Raw genomic sequence first — 21,862 nt, 5'->3', positions numbered from 1 at the left:
CTTTCTAAAGGAGCCATTCATATGCTTGTTGATACGTATAATCCATTTCAAGACCTTACGCTTTCAGCACTTATTGCAGCTATTCCCATTATCTCATTTTTAATATGTTTGACCCTTTTTAAAATGAAAGGAATTTATGCAGCACTGTTAAACTTGGGTATTACGCTCTTTCTTGTTATTTACTTTTTTGACCTTTCACCTACGCATGCATTCGGCAGCGTTATTCAAGGGTTCGTTCAAGGTATCTGGCCTATTGGCTATATTATTATTATGGCTGTGTGGCTTTATAAAATTGCCGTTGAAACTGGAAAATTTGATGTTTTAAGAGGTAGTATTATTAACATTTCCAGTGATCAGCGACTTCAGCTATTGCTCATCGGCTTTTGCTTTAATGCCTTTTTAGAAGGAACTGCAGGCTTTGGTGTGCCAATTGCAATTTGCGCCGTACTACTTGTTTCACTCGGTTTTAAGCCACTTCAAGCAGCTATGCTTTGCCTAATCGCGAACGGAGCATCTGGTGCATTTGGCGCCATTGGGATTCCAGTAGCGATTGTTGATACTTTTCAGTTAGAGAACGTAAGTGCCATGGATGTATCGGTGCAAACGGCTTTAACTCTCCCTTTCATTAACTTTACGATTCCTTTTTTACTTATCTTTTTAATTGATGGATGGCGAGGAGTTAAAGAAACGCTCCCTGCTATTTTGGTCACATCTTTTGTTTATACTAGTGCACAAGCCGCTATGACCATCCTAATTGGGCCAGAGCTTGCTGATATTATTCCTGCGCTTTTAGCAATGGGGGCACTTGCTCTTTTCTTACGTAAATGGCAGCCAAAGCGTATTTTCTTGCTAAATGGACAAGCCCCTACTGTGAGAAAATATCCAGTAAAAGAAGTTATTCTTTCTTGGTCACCTTTTTATTTGTTAACAGGATTTGTACTAATCTGGAGCCTTCCTGTTTTCAAATCTCTTTTCCAACCAGGAAACCTGTTATCACCTTTTGTTTTCACTTTTAATGCTCCTGGAACACCTATTGTACTTTCAATTGATTTCATTGGAGCAACAGGAACGGCCATCCTTTTTGCTGCTATAACGACTGTTTTAACAACGAAAAACATTAACCGTTCTCGGAGCATAGCACTTCTAGGAAAGACAATCAAAGAATTTATCATTCCTATTGGGATGATCTGTGCTGTTATCAGCATCGCTAAACTAATGACATATGGTGGCTTAACAATGGCACTTGGGAATGCCGTAGCCGAAGCAGGTCAAATTTTTCCTTTGTTCTCCCCTGTTCTCGGCTGGATTGGTGTTTTTATGACGGGATCTGTTGTGAATAACAACACGCTGTTTGCTCCAATCCAAACAACGGCCGCAGCTTTAATTGGAACAAACCCTTCTATGCTAGTTGCTAGCAACACAGCTGGAGGAGTCATGGCAAAGCTCGTATCCCCGCAGTCAATTGCTATTGCAACAGCAGCAGTTGGTCAAACAGGAAAAGAAGCTGAGTTAACCAAGATGACGCTTCGCTACAGCCTCGCTTTACTTTTATTTGTTTGTATTTGGACTTTTATCTTATCCCTTCTTCAATAAAAAGAGGCTGGGACATAAGTAATTCAGCCAATGATAAACCTGAACGATTGAGAGTTCATAACTTTTAATCGTTCAGGTTTTTTGGTTGATTGTGAAAACAATGTTGGAAACAGGGTGGAATGGAGCGTAGGACACTCGACTCCTGCGGGAAAGAGAGGGAAAACGGAGATCCCGCAGCGCAGCGAGGAAGCTCAGGTTCCTCCCCGCGGAAAGCGAGTGGCCGTAGCGCAATAGAACGAACGTGTTCAGACAAACCAAAAAGATTGGAACAGCTATTGTTCGTCTCTTAGAAGCAATCATTTTGTTATGTCCCAAACTCTTTTTACATTTCTTTTCCACTACGATTCAGAGACTCTTCCACAAACTGAATTTTGCTCATTAGTTTATTGATTCCGATTGGAAAGAAATACGAACCAAAAAAAGCACATACAAAAGCTTCAGACCAGATTTTTAACCACGTTGACATAAATGTATCATTGTAACCAAAGTTAATGGATACCAAGGTAAATGAAACAAAACAAGAAATACTTAATGCCATACAAAATGCAAAAATAATACGCTTATATTTCATATGAATCCTCAATTTTAAATGTCACCTTCTTTATTAACAAATAAATTAAAAGTGGGAGTGGATGTTATGTTACTTATTCAATATGTGAAAACCATAACAAGTATGCATAGCAGTTCGTTCCGCTTATTTACAAATCAACACTTTTACAAGTATATATATGGTATCATCTATATTTATTTTAATAAATTAACTATTTTCAAATCTAACCGTACAGATATTTATCATCTTTATTGTACTTAGTGCCTAAAGTTATGAATAGCTTTTGAAAAAACTAGTACAATAAAAAACATCATTCTTTGTAGGATCAACGTCCTCGTAAAGAATGATGTTTTTTCATTTATCTAAATATATCTTACTATTCAAGGACACTAATAAGCATTCGTTTACTTCTTCCCCTCTCAAGAAGCTTTATGTTCAAGGCGTAATTTATCCGCAACCATTGCAATAAACTCCGAATTTGTAGGCTTTGCTTTTGTCATGCTGACAGTATAGCCAAATAAAGACGAAATTGAATCAATGTTTCCTCTGCTCCAGGCTACTTCGATTGCGTGGCGAATGGCACGTTCCACACGACTTGCTGTGGTATTATATTTTTTTGCAATATCCGGATAAAGAACCTTTGTAATCGAACCAAGTAATTCAATATCTTTATAAACCATGGAGATCGCTTCACGTAAATATAAGTAACCTTTAATATGGGCAGGCACACCAATTTCATGAATAATGCTTGTAATGCTCGCATCTAAGTTTGCAGGTTTATTATCACGCTGTAAGCGCATTGCTGATGAGGATGAACGGTTTGTAAAAGATGATGCTTGACCACTTACCTGGCGAATATGATTTACTAAGTTTTCCATATCAAATGGCTTTAATATAAAATAAGCAGCACCTAAATCGACTGCCTTTTTCGTCACATCTTCTTGACCAAAAGCAGTTAACATAATTACATTAGGATAGTTTTCTTTTTTCATTTCTTTTAATTGACTCAATACTGCAAGCCCGTCTAAATGAGGCATGATGATATCTAGTACAAGCACGTCCGGGTCTTTATCTTTTAAAATAGACAAACATTCCTGCCCGTTATACGCAACCCCGATTACTTCCATATCACCTTGTTCAGAAATGTAATCCTCAAGCAGTCCAATTAATTCTCTATTATCATCGACTAAACATACTTTAATTTTTTTCAAAGTATCTTCCTCCTCATTCCCTTAACTTATACGCCAGTCCCGCATGTCTCTACTCTTTATTCTAAAGGACAAATTCGACAATGCAACATTATTTCCTTTATTTTTTTATAAAAAAGTCTTTTTTATCATTATCCCATAAATTCCTTTTGTTTTCTGGTTTTTTCGACGTTTTTCTAACAAAAATACGACAGTCTTTTCATAACAAAAAGAGCGAACTATTTATCATTAGCTCGCTCTTTTTGATTCTTTTTTATAAATATTAATGCCCGCTTCATTTAACATCCATTCGATATGAACACCATATCCTGAAGTTGGGTCATTCACAAACACATGAGTAACGGCTCCAATTACTTTGCCATCTTGAATAATTGGACTTCCGCTCATTCCTTGCACAATACCGCCTGTTTTTTCTAATAACTTTTTGTCTGTAATTTTAATGACCATTCCTTTAGTAGCAGGAAACTTTTGCGGAACACTACTAACAACTTCCACATCAAATTCTTCCACTTTATCGTTTTCGACCACCGTTAAGATTTTAGCTGGTCCTTCTTTTACTTGATGAGATAGTGAAATCGGCATCGGCTTATCTAAAATGCCATTTTCCATCGTTTCAGATAGCTTTCCAAAGATACCAAATGGGCTATTTGTTTTAATATTACCGATAATTTCTTTATTTTCTGAGAAACGCGCTAGCTTCTCGCCTGGAACACCGTTTTCACCTTTTTCAATTGATGTGACGGTAGAGCGTACGATTTGCCCATCTTCTACAACAATTGGCTTTTTGGTATCCATATCGGAAATTACGTGACCTAACGCTCCATATTTTTTTGATTTGGGATCATAGAAAGTCATCGTACCAATGCCCGCAGCAGAATCTCTAATATATAGACCAATTCGATACGCGTAATCTTCTTTGTCTTTTAAGGGATATAACTTTGTTTGTAATTGTTCTTTTTCTCTCATTACTTGTAATTTTAAAGGCTCTCCAGTTTTTCCTGCTTGCTGAATAAATGGCGTAATATCACTCATTTTTTCAATTGTTTTGCCATTGATTTTTGTAATCATGTCGCCTACTTGGATGCCTGCAATTTCACCAGGAGATTTCTTTCCATCTTTCGTATCAACTTGATGGTAACCAACAACCAAAACACCTTTAGAGTTCAACTTGACGCCAATTGATTGACCTCCAGGAATGACTTTAAAATCAGATAATACTTGAACATCTACTCTTTTGACCGGTACTCCTGCAAGATGAAGCATCATTTCTTCTTTGCCTACTTCTTTGCCAGCTATGCTAAGCTTAGCATCTTGTTTCATCGTTTCAATAACATCATTACTATGAGTGCTAACTGCTAACGATGTGGAAAAATTTACTTCATCACTTTTAAACAGTGTCATTTGTTTTGGGATAGTAAGGTATTGCTGCACAACAGGGATAAAGCCTACAAAAATAAACGAAACAAGGAGAATTGCACCAATTATATATCTAAGTCGATTGTTCATCTTTTCACTCTCCTCGCTTCCTCGCCTAAATGGCTACACTTTTACTTTTGCCTTCTTATAGCCCATTTATAACCGAAGTTCAAAGAAAAATAAAAAGAACCGCAGGAAAGATTTTTAACCGATGTTTACTACATAAAAAAAGCGCTTTTGGCACATAACAATCCACCAGAAGCGCTTTTTAAATAATTATTGTTTAATTTTTGCTGCTAGACCTAACAGTTCTTGGGCATGCTGCTGCGTTAAATCGGTTATTTCAGCTCCTGCAATCATGCGAGCAATTTCTTTTGTTTTCTCTTCTTCGTTTAACGGTAAAACAGATGTTGTAGTGCGATCATCTTTGATTTGCTTTGAAATAAACAAATGTGTATCCGCCATAGCAGCGACCTGTGGAAGATGCGAAATACAAAGCACCTGGGAATCTACAGAGATGGCGTGAATTTTTTCACCAATGGATTGTGCGACACGACCGCTCACTCCTGTATCTACTTCATCAAAAATAATGGACGTAACACCTTGATGCTTAGAGAAAATACTTTTTAGTGCAAGCATAATACGAGATAACTCTCCACCAGAAGCTACTTTAGCAAGTGGCTTTAGCGGCTCTCCTGGGTTTGTCGAAATATAAAACTCCACTGAATCAATACCATCCTTAGTAAACTTAACAGAACCACCGCTCAGTTCGCTATCAGCTTGGTTTGGCGGTAGCTTTTCAAATACGATATTAAAGATAGTTTTAGCCATATAAAGCTCCTGTAGCTCTTGATGAATACTATCCGTTAATTCCGCAGCTAACTGCTTTCTAACCTCAGAAACATTTTTCGCTTCAACAAGCAAGTCCTCTGCTACGCTCGACAGTTTTTGTTTAATTTTTTCAACATGAGTATCCCGGTTCTCAATTCGATCAATTTCATCTTCAATTTGAGCTGCATACTCTAGAATTTCATCAACGCTTTGACCATATTTACGCTTTAAATGACTAATTTCATTTAGCCGTGATTCAATAAAATTGAGACGCTTTGGATCATACTCTAATAAATCGAGCTGCTGGCGAATACGATAAGACACATCTTCAATTTGATAAAAGCTTGATGATATGACTTCTGAAATTTCGCCATAGGTGTCTTCTAAATTCGAAATTTCTTCTGCATGGTTCATAGCTACACCTAGCCAATCTAGTCCTCTTTGCTCACCATGAAGAGCGTTATATGCATCCGTTAAGGACGTATAAATCTTTTCAAAGTTAGAAATTTTAAGGCGCTCATCCATCAGTTGCTCATCTTCATTTGGTTGAAGGTCGGCCGCTTTTATTTCATCAAGCTGAAATTGAATTAAATCTAAGCGGTGGGCCATTTGCTGTTCGTTTTCTGTTAATTGTTCTAATTGTTTCTTTAGCGTTGTATATGTAGCAAACACTTCTCGATATTCTGATAGTGCTTCTTCAACCTTCTGACCTCCATACTGGTCAAGAAGAATTAGATGTCGATCTTGGTTCATTAAGTCCTGATGCTCATGCTGACCATGAATATCCATCAGTGTTTGACCCACTTCACGTAAAATGCCAAGCGTGACTAGCTTTCCATTAATACGACAAATACTCTTACCATTCATGGTAATATCTCGTCTGAGTACCACCATGCCATCTTCAACTTCAACTCCCACCTGCTTCGCTTTTTCATAGCAAGGGTGCTCGTCTTCAATTAGAAATAACCCTTCGATTTCCGCTCGATTTGTTCCATGCCTTACAAACTCGGATGAACCGCGTCCACCAACAAGCAGATGAATGGCATCAATAATAATTGACTTACCAGCTCCTGTTTCACCTGTTAAAACTGTTAAGCCTTTTTCAAACGATACTGAAAGCTCATCAATGATGGCAAAGTTTTTGATTGATAGTTCTGCTAACAATCTGTTTCACACACCTTTACAACATTTCTAAGAATCGATCCGAAATCTTTTGGGTGTCTTCAGGCGTTCGACAAATAATCAAACACGTATCATCACCACAAATTGTACCTAAAATTTCTTCCCAATCTAAATGATCAATCAATGCTCCAATGGCGTTGGCATTACCCGGCAAGGTCTTCATTACCAGCATATGTCCAGCTGAATCAATTTTCACAAAAGCATCCATTAATGAACGCTTTAGCTTTTGTAAAGGGTTAAAGCGCTGATCTGCAGGGAGACTGTATTTGTAGCGACCATCCATTAACGGAACTTTTACTAAGTGAAGCTCTTTAATGTCGCGAGAGATGGTTGCTTGCGTTACGTTAAATCCTTGATTTTTTAAAATATCTACTAACTCATCTTGCGTTTCAATATCATTGTTTGTAATAATATCACGAATTTTAATATGTCTTTGCCCTTTGTTCATACTGGCACCTCACACTAATATGTATTATCTTATCTCTTATAGTATAGACGAAATGTTATGATTCTCTTCCACATCATGCTGACATTCAATTTGATTATACACCTTTGCGTATAAAGGTGTATAATCAAATTGCCAATGCTAGAATTACTAGCATTGGCTTTTGATGCTTGAAAAGAGACAAGAGCGTTAAGACTTTTTCTCTTTAAGTACAGAATGCGCTTGTTCAACAACTTCTTGAGCTGTCAGACCAGCAAGGTTCTCTCCTTGTTCTCTTTGCCCTTTCCAATGTAGGTGAAGTAAAAATTCAATGTTTCCATCTCCACCCGTAATCGGTGAGTACGATACGTTTCGTACATCATACCCTTCCTTGAGTGCAAAGTTCATCATGTTTTCAACAACTTCTTCATGAACCTTTGCATCTCGTACAATCCCTTTTTTTCCAACTTGCTCACGACCGGCTTCAAACTGCGGCTTCACAAGTGCTACCACATCACTACCTGATACAAGGAGCTGTTTTAACACGGGTAGAATTAGCTTTAAGGAAATGAATGAAACATCAATTGACGCAAATTCAGGTAATCCTGCTGCTAGGTCAGCTGGCGTAACATAACGAAAGTTCGTACGTTCCATTACAACCACTCGCTCATCCTGTCGTAGCTTCCAAGCTAGTTGGTTGTACCCAACATCTAATGCATATGACATTTTTGCTCCGTTTTGCAAAGCACAGTCAGTAAATCCACCCGTTGATGAGCCGATGTCAATCATAATACGATCTTTTACTTGTACATCAAACTCTTTCAGTGCTTTTTCAAGCTTAAAGCCACCTCTACTCACATACGGCATTACTGCTCCCTTTACAGTCAACGGTGTATCTCGGTCAATCTTTTCCCCAGGCTTATCTAACCGCTGTTCGTTCGCGTATACAAGACCAGCCATAACTGTTCGCTTCGCTTTCTCTCTCGTTTCTACCAAGCCTCTTTCGACTAGTAAAACGTCTACTCGTTCTTTTTTCGTCACTTCACTTCAAGCCTCTTTTGTATTGGTCTTACGAGTTTATTTACTCGATTAATTACTTCTTCGGTTGTTAAGTTGATTTCTTCTAATAACTTTGTTACGCTTCCATGCTCAATAAATTTATCTGGAATCCCCATACGATCGATGGCGGAATAATAGCCATGCTCTGAAGAAAACTCTAGTACTGCACTTCCAAACCCACCTTGCAATACGGCTTCTTCAACTGTTAAAACAGGACGATTTGATTTTAAAATGTTATGCAGCATCTGTTCGTCCATTGGCTTAATAAAACGTGCATTTACAACCTCAACTTGAATACCTTTTTTACTTAACGCTTCCGCCGCTTCCATAGCCATTGGAATGGTTGTACCAAACGTTAAGATCGTTGCATCTGTACCTTCTTTTAGCACTTCCCATGTCCCAATATCAATCGATTTTAGCTCGTCATCTAATGGTATGCCTAAACCATTCCCTCTAGGGTAACGCATAGCAATCGGTCCTGCTTCATATGTTAAGGCTGTATGAACCATGTGCTGACCTTCGTTTTCATCTTTCGGCATCATCAACACCAAGTTTGGTAAATGACGTAAAAACGCAATATCGAATACACCTTGATGTGTTTCACCATCTGCTCCTACTAAACCAGCTCGATCAATTCCGATAAATACATTTAACTTTTGACGACAAATATCATGCACAACTTGATCGTAAGCGCGCTGCAAGAACGTTGAATAAATAGCTAAAAATGGCTTCATATTTTGAGTAGCTAAGCCAGCTGCCATCGTTGTCGCATGCTGCTCTGCAATTCCAACATCAAACATACGATCAGGAAATTCTTGTTGAAATGCTTCTAGCTTCGAACCAACCGGCATAGCAGGAGTCACTGCTACAATACGGTCGTCTTTACGAGCCATCTTTAAAACAGTATTACTCACTAATGCGCTCCATCCTACCGGTACATTCTTATCTTTAATAAAGTCACCAGACTCAATTTTATAAGGGCCTGGACCGTGCCACGCACCGCTAGTATCACTTTCTGCTGGCAAGTAACCTTTACCTTTTTTCGTAATAACATGAACGACAACTGGACCTTTTGTTTTCTTGGCATACTGAAGAGTTTCTAAAAGCTCTTCGTAATTATGACCATCCACCGGACCTAGATATGTAAACCCAAGGTCTTCAAAAAACATACCGGACACAACCATATACTTCAGGCCATCTTTAACTCGCTCCGCTGTGGCTGCTAACTTCCCTCCAACGGCTGGCACTTTTTTCAGAAATACTTCTAGCTCATCTTTTACCCAGTTGTATTTCCCTGCTGTACGAAGTCGTCCCAGTACGCTGTGAAGAGCACCTACATTTGGGGCAATTGACATTTCGTTATCGTTTAAAATAACCGTCATATCTGTTTTTTCATGTCCAATATGGTTTAGCGCTTCCAAGGCCATTCCGCCTGTTAATGCTCCGTCACCAATAATTGGGACAACATAAGATTTTGTTTTTTGCAAATCACGCGCAATTGCCATTCCCATTGCAGCAGATAATGACGTAGAGCTGTGTCCTGTTTCCCACACATCATGTTCACTTTCATCCCGCTTAGGAAAGCCACAAAGACCTTTGTACTGGCGAATCGTATCGAATTCGCATGCTCGCCCCGTTAAAATTTTATGAACATAGGACTGATGTCCAACATCCCATAAAAATTTATCCTTTGGGCTGTTAAATACTTTATGAAGCGCAACCGTCAGCTCAACTACTCCTAGGTTTGGCCCAATGTGGCCTCCTGTTGCAGAGAGTTTTGTAATTAAAAAGCGACGAATGTCTTCACTCAATGCTTCTAATTCTGTTATTGACATCTTTTTTAAAAAATCAGGACTTTTTATCGTTGTAAGATCCAATCTGGATCACTCACTTTCGTACTTGTTATAAAGTTACCTTAATACATTTTGTATGGTTTTATACTAATAGTCAATTATTAACACAGTTACTACTTATAATACCTTTGTCAGGTTATAAGTAAACATACCTCTCTTTAAAAGAAAACCGTGAAAAAATAGCCGCTAACACAAATGTGATAACGGCCACCAAAATATTGTATATGTCTTGCAAACCTATGCACTACGTCTTTGACATAGTAGTAAGGCTATTATAGCATAGGCAATATTGGGACTCAATCTTATTTTATCTCATTTATATAAAAAACAGGGCCATTACTTAACGATCACGCTTCGCCACGTATAGACAAATTTCTTCAAGCAACCCCGTATCCAACTTGGTTGTTTTAAGCGCATCTAAGCTGGATTGAATATGATGATGAAGCTTTTGCTTTGCTGCTTCCATCCCAAGTAGAAGAGGATACGTCGTCTTTTCATTCTCCGTATCGCTTCCAACAGGTTTACCAATTGCTTCTTCGGACCCTTCAATATCTAAAATGTCATCTTGAATTTGAAAAGCAAGCCCTAAGTTAAAGCTGAACTTCTCTAGAAGCTCTAATTGTTCCTCAGTCGCTTCACCTAAGATTGCACCTGCTTTCACACAAAAACTTAAAAGCTTTCCTGTTTTATGTATATGAATATCTTCTAGCTGCTGAAGAGTTAAATGTTCATGCTGCTGTTCTCCTTGCATATCAGCAACCTGTCCTTTAATCATACCTTCTGCTCCAGCTGCTTTCACAAGCTCACTTAGAAGCTTCACTTTTACTTCATCTTTTATTTCTGAGGCGTTTATAATTACCTGAAAACTGTTGGTTAATAGCGCATCACCAGCTAAAATCGCCGTCGCTTCGCCATACACCCTATGATTTGTTGGCTTACCTCTTCGTAAATCATCGTCATCCATGCTTGGTAAGTCATCGTGAATGAGTGAATATGTATGAATCATTTCAACTGCGCTTGCAGCTGCGAGCCCTTTTTCTTCATCATGCCCTAATGCTTTTAGCGTCGCAAAGACCAACATTGGTCGCAGACGCTTTCCTCCAGCCGTTAATGAATACAACATCGATTCTTTTAATAGCGAAGGCGCTTGCAGATTCGTTACATATCCATGTAGAAATGTCTCTACTTTACCTTTTGTAAACTGAATGTACTCCTGTAGCTGCTGTTCGCTCACGTCTATTCTTCCTCCTGAACAGTAAAAGGTGCTAACGTGCCGTCTTCTTGCAAAATGCTCTCCATTTGTTTTTCAATTTGCTGAAGGCGATCATGACAGAATTTTGATAAAGACATCCCTTGCTGAAATTTTTCAATCGCTTCTTCTAACGGAATGTCGCCTTCTTCTAACTTATTCACAATTTTCTCTAGCTGGTCCATTGCGTCTTCAAACGTCTGCTCTGTTTTGTTCGCCATTTTTATCGCTCCTTTATATCTGACACTTCACACTGTAATTGTCCATCTGTTAATCGAACTTGAATGGTATCACCTTTTGCCAATTGTTTTGTGGACTTTATTAGCGTCTGATCATCATCGTACACCAGGCTATAACCTCGCTCCATTGTTTTTAACGGGCTCAATGCATGTAGCTTAGAAGCTGTAGTTGCAAATAAAAGGTGTTGCTGTTTCATAATCTGTTGCATTTCTCTTTGCAATACTTTTGCTAGCTGCATGTGCTGTTCACGTGCTTGCTTAACTTTTTGCTGAGGGTGGTTACGCTGCAAGTTCATAGCAAGTTGTTCATACTGATTTTGCTTTCTTTCAAAAAATCTCTTGCTTTCACGATATAATGTATCGATAACGCGGTCAAGTTGTTGCTCTTTTTGTTCGATTAGTTTTTGTGGATAACGAAACGCATACGATTTTTGAGACTTTTCTAATCTTCTTTTACTGTGCTGAATTTTTTCATTCATCGCGCGAAGTAAACGAATATTCCGCTGTGAAATACGCTCTGAAATCTCAGCAATACTTGGTACCGCCAGTTCTGCAGCTCCTGTTGGAGTAGGTGCTCTTAGATCTGCTACAAAATCTGCGATTGTAAAGTCCGTCTCATGGCCAACAGCTGAAATAATAGGCAGCGCGGAATGATAAATCGCGCGTGCAACCACTTCTTCATTAAACGCCCATAGCTCTTCAATTGACCCTCCTCCTCGCCCAACAATTAGCACATCAGCTTCGTCTCGCTTGTTTGCTTCGTTAATTGCTTTTACGATTGAAGGAGCAGCGTTCACACCTTGAACGAGAGCTGGTATAACAATGATTTTAGCGATTGGATAGCGCCTCTTTAGCGTTGTAATAATGTCGCGCACTGCGGCTCCTGTCGGGGATGTAATTACACCGATTGTACTCGGGTATTTAGGGAGATTTTGTTTGTGGGAAGCATGAAATAACCCTTCTTTTTCAAGCTTTTTCTTTAACTGTTCATAAGCTAAGTAGAGATTACCAACGCCATCAGGCTGCATTTCCTTTACATACATTTGGTAGTTTCCACTCGGCTCGTATACAGATATTTCGCTGCGAATTAACACTTTCATTCCTTCTTCAGGCTGAAAGGCTAATTTGCTGTTATGACCAGCAAACATGACCGCTGCAATGCGAGCATTTTCATCTTTTAAAGTAAAATACATATGACCTCTACTATGCTTTTTAAAGTTAGATATTTCACCTTTAATCCAAATATCTTGTAGATGAGGATCGACATCAAATTTCCGCTTAATATAGCGTGTTAATGCTGACACAGTTAAATAACGAACTTCACTCATAATATAACCTCCTTGTTTCTAAAAGGTTCTTCCCCTCTCCTTTTTAGATAAAGGAGAGAAGTACCCTATTAGATTGTACTCGGTTAACGAGATAGAGTAACAGCTACCTTCGATAATACGCCATTAATAAAGCGACTAGATTGATCATCACCAAATACTTTTGCTAACTCAATTGCTTCATTTATTGTAACATTTCCGGGAATTTCTTCTTCGTATTTCATTTCATATACCGCCATACGTAAAATAGTACGGTCTACCGTTGCAACTCGATCTAACGTCCATTTTTCTAAGTGGTCGCGTAGAATGCCATCAATCTCTTTCTGATTGTTTGCCACGCCTAACACTAATTTTTCTAAGAAATCGTCACCTTTTCCCCCTTGCAACACATTTTCCATCGCTTCTAATGGCTCAATTTGCCCAAGATCGTATTGAAATAAGGCCTGTAATGCTTTTTGTCTTGCTGTATGTCTTTTCATTATTTTGACTCCTTTATTTATCTACTTTCACTAGTATACCTAGATAATAGCACAATTTATTGTAAATCAAAGAAGGAATTTCACCCGTCATTACTATCTCATTTTTACGCGGCTTTTAATCATCCAACACTAGAAAGCGTAACATGGCGTCCTTCTTCATTAAGTGCTTTTCCGCCATGTTACACCTTCCAGACCAACTCATAAACACGAAAAAGACCGTCTATGTGACGAGACAGTCTTTTTCACTTTACCATAGCTTGTCTGGAAAAGAAATAACTAAAATTAGGAGTTACTCCTCTTCTTCAACTTCTTGCTTTTGCGTATCAAATTGAACGCCTACAATATGAATATTTACTTCATCTATTTCAATTGCTGTCATATTTTTTAACGCTTGGCGGATATTATCTTGTACCTTTTGCGCCACAACCGGAATAGATACACCAAACTTCATCATGCAGAATACATCAACTTTAATACCATTTTCAGTTAAATCAACTTTAACGCCTTTTCCATGGTTTTTCTTCCCTAACTTTTCAACGACACCTGCTGCAAAATTGCCACGCATAGCCGTAACGCCATCTACTTCTGAAGCCGCAATCCCTGCAATTACTTCAATGACTTCAGGAGCAATTTCAACTTTACCTAAGGAATTTGGATGTTCTTCCATTTCTAATACATGATTTTCGTTCATGTACAGCACCTCCTATTATTTATACTATACTACGAATTCATTACATCATGTAGCTCAAGAAATTTTGTATTGAATTCTCCACCTACAAACTGTTCGTGATTTAATAATTTCAAGTGGAACGGAATCGTTGTTGCAACTCCTTCAATAACAAACTCACTTAAAGCACGCTTCATTCGCTCGATTGCCTCTTCGCGAGTTGGTGCATGAACAATTAGCTTCGCAATCATAGAATCATAATATGGCGGGATTGTATAGCCTGGGTATGCGGCTGAATCAACGCGTACTCCGTAGCCCCCTGGTGGTAAATACATTTCGATTGTTCCAGCAGATGGCATGAAGTTTTTCTCAGGGTTTTCTGCGTTAATACGACATTCAATTGCCCACCCATTAAATGTTACTTCCTCTTGTTTTAAAGGAAGATGTTCGCCATTTGCTACTTTAATTTGTTCCTGAATCAAGTCAACACCTGTTACCATTTCTGTTACAGGATGCTCTACTTGAATCCGCGTATTCATTTCCATAAAATAGAATTTATTTTCGCGATAATCAAAGATAAACTCTACTGTACCAGCCCCTGTATAGCCAACTGCTTGAGCCGCTTTTACAGCTGCGTCTCCCATTTTAGTACGTGTTTCTTCATTTAATGCTGGAGAAGGCGTTTCTTCAATTAATTTTTGAAGTCGGCGCTGAATACTACAGTCGCGCTCTCCTAAATGAATCACGTTACCATGTGTATCTGCTAATACTTGAATTTCAACATGACGGAAGTCCTCGATGTACTTTTCAATATATACACCAGGGTTACCAAATGCCGTAGCAGCTTCTTGTTGCGTAATCGTAATTCCTTTTACGAGCTCTTGCTCCGTTCTCGCAACGCGAATTCCTTTTCCTCCACCGCCGGCTGTTGCTTTAATAATAACAGGGTACCCAATATCTTTAGCAATTGACATGCCATCTTCAACAGACTCTACGATACCCGTTGAGCCTGGAACAATTGGCACACCTGCTTCACGCATTGTTTCTCGCGCAATGTCTTTTGTTCCCATTTTTGTAATAGCTTCAGGAGTAGGTCCCACAAATGTAATATTGCATTCGCGACAAAGCTCTGCAAAATCAGAGTTCTCCGCTAAGAATCCATATCCAGGATGGATCGCATCACAACCTGTCGATGTTGCAACGCTCATGATATTTGTAAAGTTTAAATAACTATCTTTTGATGCCGTAGGTCCGATGCAATAAGCTTCATCTGCAAGCTGTACATGAAGAGCGTTGCGATCGGCTTGGGAATAAACTGCAACTGACTCTACGCCTAATTCTTTGCAGGCACGAATAATACGAACTGCAATTTCTCCTCTATTTGCAACTAAAAGCTTTTTAATCATGTTTTACCGCTCCTTATTCAGGCTTCACTAAGAACAGAGGTTGACCATATTCTACAAGCTGACCATTCTCAGCTAAAATTTCCACAATCTCACCTTTAACCTCTGCTTCAATTTCATTAAATAATTTCATTGCTTCAACGATGCACACAATGGAATCTTTTTGAACTTTGTCACCCACTGCAACATACGCATCGTCGTCTGGAGAAGATGATGCATAAAACGTTCCAACCATTGGAGACGTAATTTTATGTAGATTCTCATCTTTTGCTGGTGCTGCTTCTACTGGCTCAGCTGTTTTTGTTTCACTTACGGCTGCCGCTTGTGGCTGAGCAGCAGGTTGTGGTGCTACTACTTCAGGAGTTGATGAAACAACTTGTACAGGTGCAGCGTTCTTTGAAACAATTGCACCTTTCTTTTTCATTTTTACTTTTGCCCCTTCATGCTCATATACAAATTCTTCAATGGATGATTGATCAACTAATTTAATTAATTCACGGATTTCTTGAATTTTCAACATATTAAACACTCCTACTTCATGAAATAGAAATCTTTCTACTACTTTGCTATGATACGACAAATTGCAACCTTCATTCAAATTGCTTTGTGCGCATGTAAAAGAATAATCTACTCAAAATGGGTTTTAGAACTTACTACTATTTCCAATTATAATTGTATCGATAGAGAAATTACAATTGTAGAAAAACATTATAACCTAGTACTAATATAAGGCTATAACGATAATTATAACCCAATCACCTGGATAAATCCACGTTAAAATTCAGCTATCAGCCTAGTAAGAATCATAAAAAAAGCGATGACAATAGGCTTCATCGCTTTTTGAATTGATTTATTTTGTTGGTTGAAACTCAACTGCTACCTCTTTTTGCCCAAGCTCTTTTTTCACTAATTGAATAATTTCATTTGCTTTTGCTTTAGAATGCTTTTCAGTTTTCACAGTAATGTTAACCTCGCTACCATCAGCTCTTACCAGTGCATCTTCATAACCTTTAGACTTAATTAAAGTTTCAATGACAGCCTCTTTCTCTGCTAGCTCCGATAGCTGGTCGATTTTATCCATTGCTTTACTTACTTCAGTAGCTGATACGTTTTTAGAAGCAGCTACTTCCTGTAACTCTTCTTTCAGCTTGCTTCTCTCATCAATTAGCTCTAAGCGAAGCGCCGTAAATAATTCATCACTTTCTACATTTGATACAGTCGTTTTGCTCTCTGTAGTAGACTTAGCATTTTCCTTTTTTGTATCTTCTTTTGCTGGCTCTTTAGCATCTTCTTTTACAGCTTCTTTGTTCGTATTTTCTTCTTGTTGATCCACAACCGCTACGTTTGACTGAGGGCTTTCTGGCGTTGTCATATAATACACTGATAAAACCACTACTAAACTTAACATTGTTAATAACCAAACTGTTTGCTTTTTTAATAACATTTGGATTTCCCCCTTAACCTTTTTTAGGTAATACAGCAACTCTATGACTAGGCACATCTAAGGAGCGCGTGACTGCTTCAATAATCCATTTTTTCACTTCGATATTATCAGCCCCTTTCGCAACGACGAGGATACCTCGTATTTTCGGCTTTTCTGTTTTCACTACAACAGGCTTTTCCTGGTCACCACTTCTGACGATAACTAACTTTTCATCCGTAGAGATGTCTTCTACTTTTCGTTTTCCACCCTCACGATCTGTTTCGTCTGTCGACTGCTTTTGGGTCACCGTGTTTTTTTCATAAACTTTTGCCTCTGTTGCATCGAGGTTTACGATTACTTCCACCTTGCTTACACCATCAATCTGTTCTAATACGTCTTGTAACTGTTCTTCATATTTTTTTTCATAATCGGTAATCGCTGTGTTTTTTTTTGAACCAAATGCCGGAACATCCTCTTGGTCCTGTACAGTAGAAGAAGCTGGTTTTGCTTCATCTACTGTTGATTGCAACATACCCTTTGAACCGTTCATGAGCATAAACACCATGCCTGCTGCTAATAAAATACCCATGTAGACAAGCTTAGACGGCTTCTTATCATCTGATTTTTTTGTCAAGGAGAAAAGTCTTTTTAAAAATGATGATCCTTCTTTTTTATCATTCATGTCACGTTCACTCCTCCTCCAAGTTTACAATCATTTGTTTTTCATCTATGCCCCATTTAGCTGCTAGATACGTAGTAATATCCGTCGCTTCTTTTGAAGGTTCCTTTTCAATTGGTGTGGAGGTGTCAATGGAGATTTCTTTCACAACTGCCACGGCCTGTTCATCCTCAGGCTCTTCTGCACTCATCACAACTGTAATCGTTTTTATATTGTCGGCTTCGGGATCTGCTTCTTCGTTTTTCGTTTCAATGTGCATCTGATCAATTGCTACACCATACTGTTCCATCAGCTCCTCTTTTACCTCTGTCTCCATTTGGACAGCCATTTGTTCTAAAATATATGCACGTTGTGAAGCTTGTATTTCTTTTTTCTTACTTTCTATTAAATTTTCTACGCCTGCATCGTCACTAGCCGCTGACAATCGAATAGAATTAAACATTTTGTTCACGTCTACTTTTAAAATTTGAAAGACTGGCGTAACAATAATTAACATTAAAAGCAAGCCAATGACGAGCTTCGTATACTTTTGAAAGCCTGAACTAGGAAGCAGTAAATTTATAACGGTTGCTAGTAAAATAAATAGAATAATATTCGTAATCCAACTTGTTAGTGCTTGCATTTCTTTCCCTCCTATCTCACCATCATCGTAACGTTGCTGGCCGTAATGATGACTGTTAAGCACAGGAAAAACATCAGTGAGACAATTGCCAATGCAGCAAAAATGTAAACAACACTTTTACTAATAATGCTTAAACACGAAATAACAGGACCACCGCCAATCGGCTGTAAAAGTGCTGCTGCTAGCTTATAAATAAGTGCTAGGGCTAATACTTTAATAGCTGGAAAAGCAACAATTAGAAGTAAAACCACCACTCCTGCTATTCCAACTGTATTCTTTAAAAGAAGTGAAGCTGTGATAACGGTATCTGCCGCGTCCGTAAACACTCGTCCCACAACTGGAATAAAGTTTCCCGTAACAAATTTAGCGGTCCGAATAGTAATTCCATCCGCCACAGCAGAAGTAGCACCTTGTACTGAAATGACTCCTAAAAAGACTGTTAAAAAGATTCCTAGAATACCAATGCTGACGTTTCGAAGTAGCTGAGCTAACTGTGTAACCTTGTACTGATCTGAAATAGTGCTCACAATGCTTAATAGTGCTGATAAAAATAATAGTGGCATGACTATATACTGGATGAGCATCCCGCTAATGTTCATTAAAAATAAAATGACTGGATGAAAGAAAGCAGCCGATATTACCCCGCCTGATGAAGCCATTAACGCCAATAATAATGGCACTAAGGCTAAAATGAACTTAGACATTGTTTCAATTGCGCCGGTTGCGTATGCAATGGCTACTTGAAAACTATTTAAAGCAATGATAATTAACACCATATAAACAAGTGCATATGCCACTTTACTAACAGCTTGCTGATTGAATGCACTTTGTAACGTTTGTAAAAAGACGCTGAATACGGTTAACATAATGAGCGTTCCCAGCAGTTTTCCATTTGAAATAATTTCATGAAGTAAAAATTTCACCAACCCGTTCAGCCATTCTTGAAGTGAAAACTCTTTGTCACCTTTTAAGAAGTCAACTAAACTACCCTTTTGACTTTCTGGTAAAAAGCCGCCATACTGAGTCAAGATATCATCCCAAAATTGCTTCACTTCGTCGATATCGAGCTGGTCTATTTGTTCATCTACTATTTCTTCTTGAGGCGCAGACTGAGAGGCTTGTACATTATTTGGAAAGAAAAAGAAGAGGAGCAAAAGGAATGCGAGCAATTTTCGTTTACTCATACACCACTTCATCTCGTCACCTCATAAGCTTAATAATTTAGGACGGTAGCATGGAAATAATTGTTTCAATAATTACTGTTAAAATTGGAATAGCCATTGATAAAATTAAAATTTTACCGCCCAGTTCAATTTTAGAAGCAATCGCACCTTGCCCAGCGTCCTTCGTAATCTGAGCACCAAACTCTGCAATGTAAGCAATCCCTATAATCTTTAAGATTGTTTCCACATAAATCATATTCACATGTGCATTCACAGAAAGTTTTTCAATCATTTTAATAATCTCGTATATCTGATCGATTAAAAGTAAAAAGATCACGCAGCCTACAAAAACAACAAGTAAAAAGGCAATGGGCGATTTATGTTCTTTTAAAATGAGTGCTAAAAAGGTAGCCACTAAGCCTAAGCCCACAATTTGTATCATTTCAATGGCTAATCACTCCCTTAGCTTTGAAATAAAAAAACGGCTTTAATTTTTTGAAATAAATCTTCAACAATCGATGCAACCATAAACAAGATATAAATAAACCCTATAAGCGTTACCCAGTTCGCGTAATCTTTCTTCCCCATTTGCTCTAACACCGTAACGAGAAATGCTACAACAATACCGATTCCTGCTATTTGAAAAATTGTATTCATATCAATGTTCATCCCTAATTCCCCCAATCACTACATCAATAAAATGACGAGTAGCAATCCTGATAAAAAGCCCAGACTTTTTATCATTTTTTCATACCGATTTTGCTGTTCAAGTGCGTCCTGTTCTTCCCGATCCAAATGGTTAATAGCTAATAATATATGTTTTTGTTGGGAATACCGATCATGTTGTCCTAACGTTTCACCAAACTGCTTCAACACTTCAAGTTCTCCCTCTTTAAAGGCAAGCGCTTTTTTATGAGTTTGAAGAGCGTACTCCCACGCTTCTTTGGCAGTGGTCATTCCTTGTGTTAAACGCTGTTCAAACTCCTTAAAAAAAAGCGATAACGGATTAGGAAATTGTTTTGAAAGCATGTGTGAAATTTCATGAAGTGGGCGATTACTGTACATAATTTCTGACTCTAACGATCGTAGCGCTGTTTTCAATTGCCGAAGTTGCCTCGGCCTTTCGCTAAGCTGCTTGGCAACTTCAAAACCCGTGAACGTAGAAGCAAGCAAAATAAAAATAGCTCCTAAAATTTTCATTTCTTCGTCACCCTTTTTATTTCAAAGAATAATTCGACTTCAACGAAAGTGGCTTTCTTCCTCGGTCATAGATGGTTTTTACAGTTCCTGGACCATTCTCATTGGTTAATACGATATAGCGTTCGAATACTTCAAGTTCTATTAATTGTTTCAAGGAGGGACGTTTATTTAAATCAAATAGATCATAACCATGCACCGTCATAAACACTTGTACACCCGCATTGACAGCCTCTAACACAGCTTGACAATCTTCTTCACTTCCTACCTCATCCACAATTAATACGTTTGGACTCATCGATCGAATCATCATCATCATTCCTTCAGCTTTCGGACAGCTATCTAAAACATCTATTCGTGTTCCAAAAGTATGTTGTGGAACACCTTTGACACAGCCTGCGATTTCCGAGCGTTCATCTACGATACCCACTTTAACCGCTTCAATCTTTCGTTGCCTATTCCCTGTGCTCATCATTCTTGCTAAGTCTCTTATCATTGTTGTTTTTCCCGTTTGTGGGGGACCAATCAAAATGGTGCTAAGCCATCGGGATTGGTAGAGAAGAGGAATTAGTGGTTCCGCTATGCCAATCTGTTCTTTTGCCACTCGAATGTTGAACGACGTCACATCACGGATTACACGAACATGTCCATTTTCAGTAATAACTTTACCTGCAAGTCCTACTCGATGACCCCCTTCAATCGTGACATACCCTTTTTTCAATTCTTCTTCAATCATATAAATAGAGAAATGACTGAGCTTGTTTAAAATAAATAGCGTATCTTCTGCCGTTACCACATAGGACAAAAAGACTGGCTGACTGTCAATTGTTAGCTCAATTGGCCTTCCAATTCGAATGCGCACTTCCTCTAAAGTATCTATATAGCGCTGTATATATGGCTGTACATTGCGCTTAATGCCTTCTGGAAAAATAGCCACAATTTCATCTAGCATTGAAATCCCCTCACCTTTATACTCATTTCAATGTATGGCAAGCTTTTACTTGTTATGTCAGAAACTTCACTTAAATACCCCAATTAAAATTAAAAGGACGCCTGTACCGATGAGCACAAGCTTGCCAAAAGATAGTTGGTCAGCAACTGATACTAATCCAAGGCTAAATGACGTGATCATCACAATTGGCCCTACCAGCGCCAGCATTCCATTAATCATTAATGCTTTTTTGACATCATTATTCGTAAAAATTAAAATGGCTGCGATGAATTCAATAAAAGATGAGACAAACCGTAAACAAGCCATCGTCAAAACAGTTCCGTTTATGTGATCAAACCAATGCTTCAT

General features: G+C 38.4%; 24 protein-coding genes. 1 reads left to right on the top strand and 23 read right to left on the bottom strand.

Annotation, left to right across the window (positions count from 1 at the left end; translation table 11 throughout):
• Positions 1-21 precede the first annotated feature (21 nt).
• Entirely contained in the window at positions 22-1,593 is a 1,572-nt protein-coding gene (locus A2U94_RS02555; RefSeq protein ID WP_025909235.1) for an L-lactate permease, read from the top strand.
• 322 nt (positions 1,594-1,915) lie between these two features.
• Here A2U94_RS02555 and A2U94_RS02550 read toward each other — a convergent pair whose 3' ends face one another.
• The 23 genes from A2U94_RS02550 to A2U94_RS02440 form a co-directional block, all read right to left on the bottom strand.
• Complete coding sequence (locus A2U94_RS02550; protein ID WP_224839988.1) at positions 1,916-2,164, bottom strand: DUF2798 domain-containing protein; 249 nt, start codon at positions 2,162-2,164, stop codon at positions 1,916-1,918.
• A gap of 398 nt (positions 2,165-2,562) precedes the next feature.
• Positions 2,563-3,354 (bottom strand): sporulation transcription factor Spo0A, encoded by a 792-nt coding sequence (gene spo0A, locus A2U94_RS02545; protein ID WP_025911485.1) that lies wholly within the window; start codon positions 3,352-3,354, stop codon positions 2,563-2,565.
• Positions 3,355-3,579: 225 nt separating this feature from the next.
• On the bottom strand, positions 3,580-4,857 hold the full coding sequence (gene spoIVB / locus A2U94_RS02540) for a SpoIVB peptidase (protein ID WP_025911488.1): 1,278 nt from the start codon (positions 4,855-4,857) through the stop codon (positions 3,580-3,582).
• A gap of 186 nt (positions 4,858-5,043) precedes the next feature.
• A complete protein-coding gene (gene recN / locus A2U94_RS02535; protein WP_025911489.1) occupies positions 5,044-6,762 on the bottom strand; it encodes a DNA repair protein RecN in 1,719 nt (572 codons plus the stop codon).
• 16 nt (positions 6,763-6,778) lie between these two features.
• Positions 6,779-7,228, bottom strand: coding sequence for a transcriptional regulator AhrC/ArgR (gene ahrC, locus A2U94_RS02530; protein WP_025911491.1), 450 nt, complete (start codon positions 7,226-7,228; stop codon positions 6,779-6,781).
• 186 nt (positions 7,229-7,414) lie between these two features.
• Entirely contained in the window at positions 7,415-8,245 is an 831-nt protein-coding gene (locus A2U94_RS02525; RefSeq protein ID WP_025911493.1) for a TlyA family RNA methyltransferase, read from the bottom strand.
• Positions 8,242-10,140, bottom strand: a complete 1,899-nt coding sequence (dxs, locus tag A2U94_RS02520) for a 1-deoxy-D-xylulose-5-phosphate synthase (protein WP_025911495.1) — start codon at positions 10,138-10,140, stop codon at positions 8,242-8,244. Before dxs ends, A2U94_RS02525 begins: the two co-directional genes overlap by 4 nt.
• Positions 10,141-10,456: 316 nt before the next feature.
• Complete coding sequence (locus A2U94_RS02515; protein ID WP_025911497.1) at positions 10,457-11,350, bottom strand: polyprenyl synthetase family protein; 894 nt, start codon at positions 11,348-11,350, stop codon at positions 10,457-10,459.
• Between the two features lie 2 nt (positions 11,351-11,352).
• A complete protein-coding gene (locus A2U94_RS02510) occupies positions 11,353-11,586 on the bottom strand; it encodes an exodeoxyribonuclease VII small subunit (protein ID WP_025911499.1) in 234 nt (77 codons plus the stop codon).
• 2 nt (positions 11,587-11,588) lie between these two features.
• Positions 11,589-12,932 (bottom strand): exodeoxyribonuclease VII large subunit, encoded by a 1,344-nt coding sequence (xseA, locus tag A2U94_RS02505; RefSeq protein ID WP_025911501.1) that lies wholly within the window; start codon positions 12,930-12,932, stop codon positions 11,589-11,591.
• An 83-nt stretch (positions 12,933-13,015) separates the two neighbouring features.
• Positions 13,016-13,408: a transcription antitermination factor NusB gene (nusB, locus tag A2U94_RS02500; protein WP_025911503.1), complete on the bottom strand. Its 393-nt coding sequence runs from the start codon at positions 13,406-13,408 to the stop codon at positions 13,016-13,018.
• A 289-nt stretch (positions 13,409-13,697) separates the two neighbouring features.
• Positions 13,698-14,099: an Asp23/Gls24 family envelope stress response protein gene (locus A2U94_RS02495; RefSeq protein ID WP_025911505.1), complete on the bottom strand. Its 402-nt coding sequence runs from the start codon at positions 14,097-14,099 to the stop codon at positions 13,698-13,700.
• 29 nt (positions 14,100-14,128) lie between these two features.
• On the bottom strand, positions 14,129-15,481 hold the full coding sequence (accC, locus tag A2U94_RS02490; RefSeq protein ID WP_025911507.1) for an acetyl-CoA carboxylase biotin carboxylase subunit: 1,353 nt from the start codon (positions 15,479-15,481) through the stop codon (positions 14,129-14,131).
• A gap of 13 nt (positions 15,482-15,494) precedes the next feature.
• A complete protein-coding gene (accB, locus tag A2U94_RS02485) occupies positions 15,495-15,998 on the bottom strand; it encodes an acetyl-CoA carboxylase biotin carboxyl carrier protein (protein ID WP_025911508.1) in 504 nt (167 codons plus the stop codon).
• A gap of 330 nt (positions 15,999-16,328) precedes the next feature.
• Positions 16,329-16,922, bottom strand: a complete 594-nt coding sequence (locus A2U94_RS02480) for a SpoIIIAH-like family protein (protein ID WP_025911509.1) — start codon at positions 16,920-16,922, stop codon at positions 16,329-16,331.
• Between the two features lie 13 nt (positions 16,923-16,935).
• Positions 16,936-17,583, bottom strand: coding sequence for a stage III sporulation protein AG (spoIIIAG, locus tag A2U94_RS02475; protein ID WP_025911511.1), 648 nt, complete (start codon positions 17,581-17,583; stop codon positions 16,936-16,938).
• Between the two features lie 7 nt (positions 17,584-17,590).
• Positions 17,591-18,202 (bottom strand): stage III sporulation protein AF, encoded by a 612-nt coding sequence (spoIIIAF, locus tag A2U94_RS02470; protein WP_025911513.1) that lies wholly within the window; start codon positions 18,200-18,202, stop codon positions 17,591-17,593.
• A gap of 11 nt (positions 18,203-18,213) precedes the next feature.
• Positions 18,214-19,386, bottom strand: coding sequence for a stage III sporulation protein AE (spoIIIAE, locus tag A2U94_RS02465; protein WP_090752760.1), 1,173 nt, complete (start codon positions 19,384-19,386; stop codon positions 18,214-18,216).
• Positions 19,387-19,423: 37 nt separating this feature from the next.
• Positions 19,424-19,807 (bottom strand): stage III sporulation protein AD, encoded by a 384-nt coding sequence (gene spoIIIAD / locus A2U94_RS02460; protein ID WP_035321354.1) that lies wholly within the window; start codon positions 19,805-19,807, stop codon positions 19,424-19,426.
• Positions 19,808-19,827: 20 nt separating this feature from the next.
• Positions 19,828-20,034: a stage III sporulation protein AC gene (gene spoIIIAC / locus A2U94_RS02455; protein ID WP_025911519.1), complete on the bottom strand. Its 207-nt coding sequence runs from the start codon at positions 20,032-20,034 to the stop codon at positions 19,828-19,830.
• Between the two features lie 18 nt (positions 20,035-20,052).
• Complete coding sequence (spoIIIAB, locus tag A2U94_RS02450; RefSeq protein ID WP_025911521.1) at positions 20,053-20,565, bottom strand: stage III sporulation protein SpoIIIAB; 513 nt, start codon at positions 20,563-20,565, stop codon at positions 20,053-20,055.
• 16 nt (positions 20,566-20,581) lie between these two features.
• Entirely contained in the window at positions 20,582-21,514 is a 933-nt protein-coding gene (gene spoIIIAA / locus A2U94_RS02445) for a stage III sporulation protein AA (RefSeq protein WP_025911522.1), read from the bottom strand.
• Positions 21,515-21,580: 66 nt separating this feature from the next.
• On the bottom strand, positions 21,581-21,862 hold the full coding sequence (locus A2U94_RS02440) for a YqhV family protein (protein ID WP_025911524.1): 282 nt from the start codon (positions 21,860-21,862) through the stop codon (positions 21,581-21,583).

The sequence above is a fragment of the Bacillus sp. VT 712 genome (assembly GCF_001614195.1).
GTDB classification, from domain to species: Bacteria; Bacillota; Bacilli; order Bacillales; family Bacillaceae_H; genus Priestia; species Priestia flexa.
The sequence above is the reverse complement of the archived record's forward strand: the minus strand, read 5'-3'. Positions and strand labels throughout refer to the sequence as shown.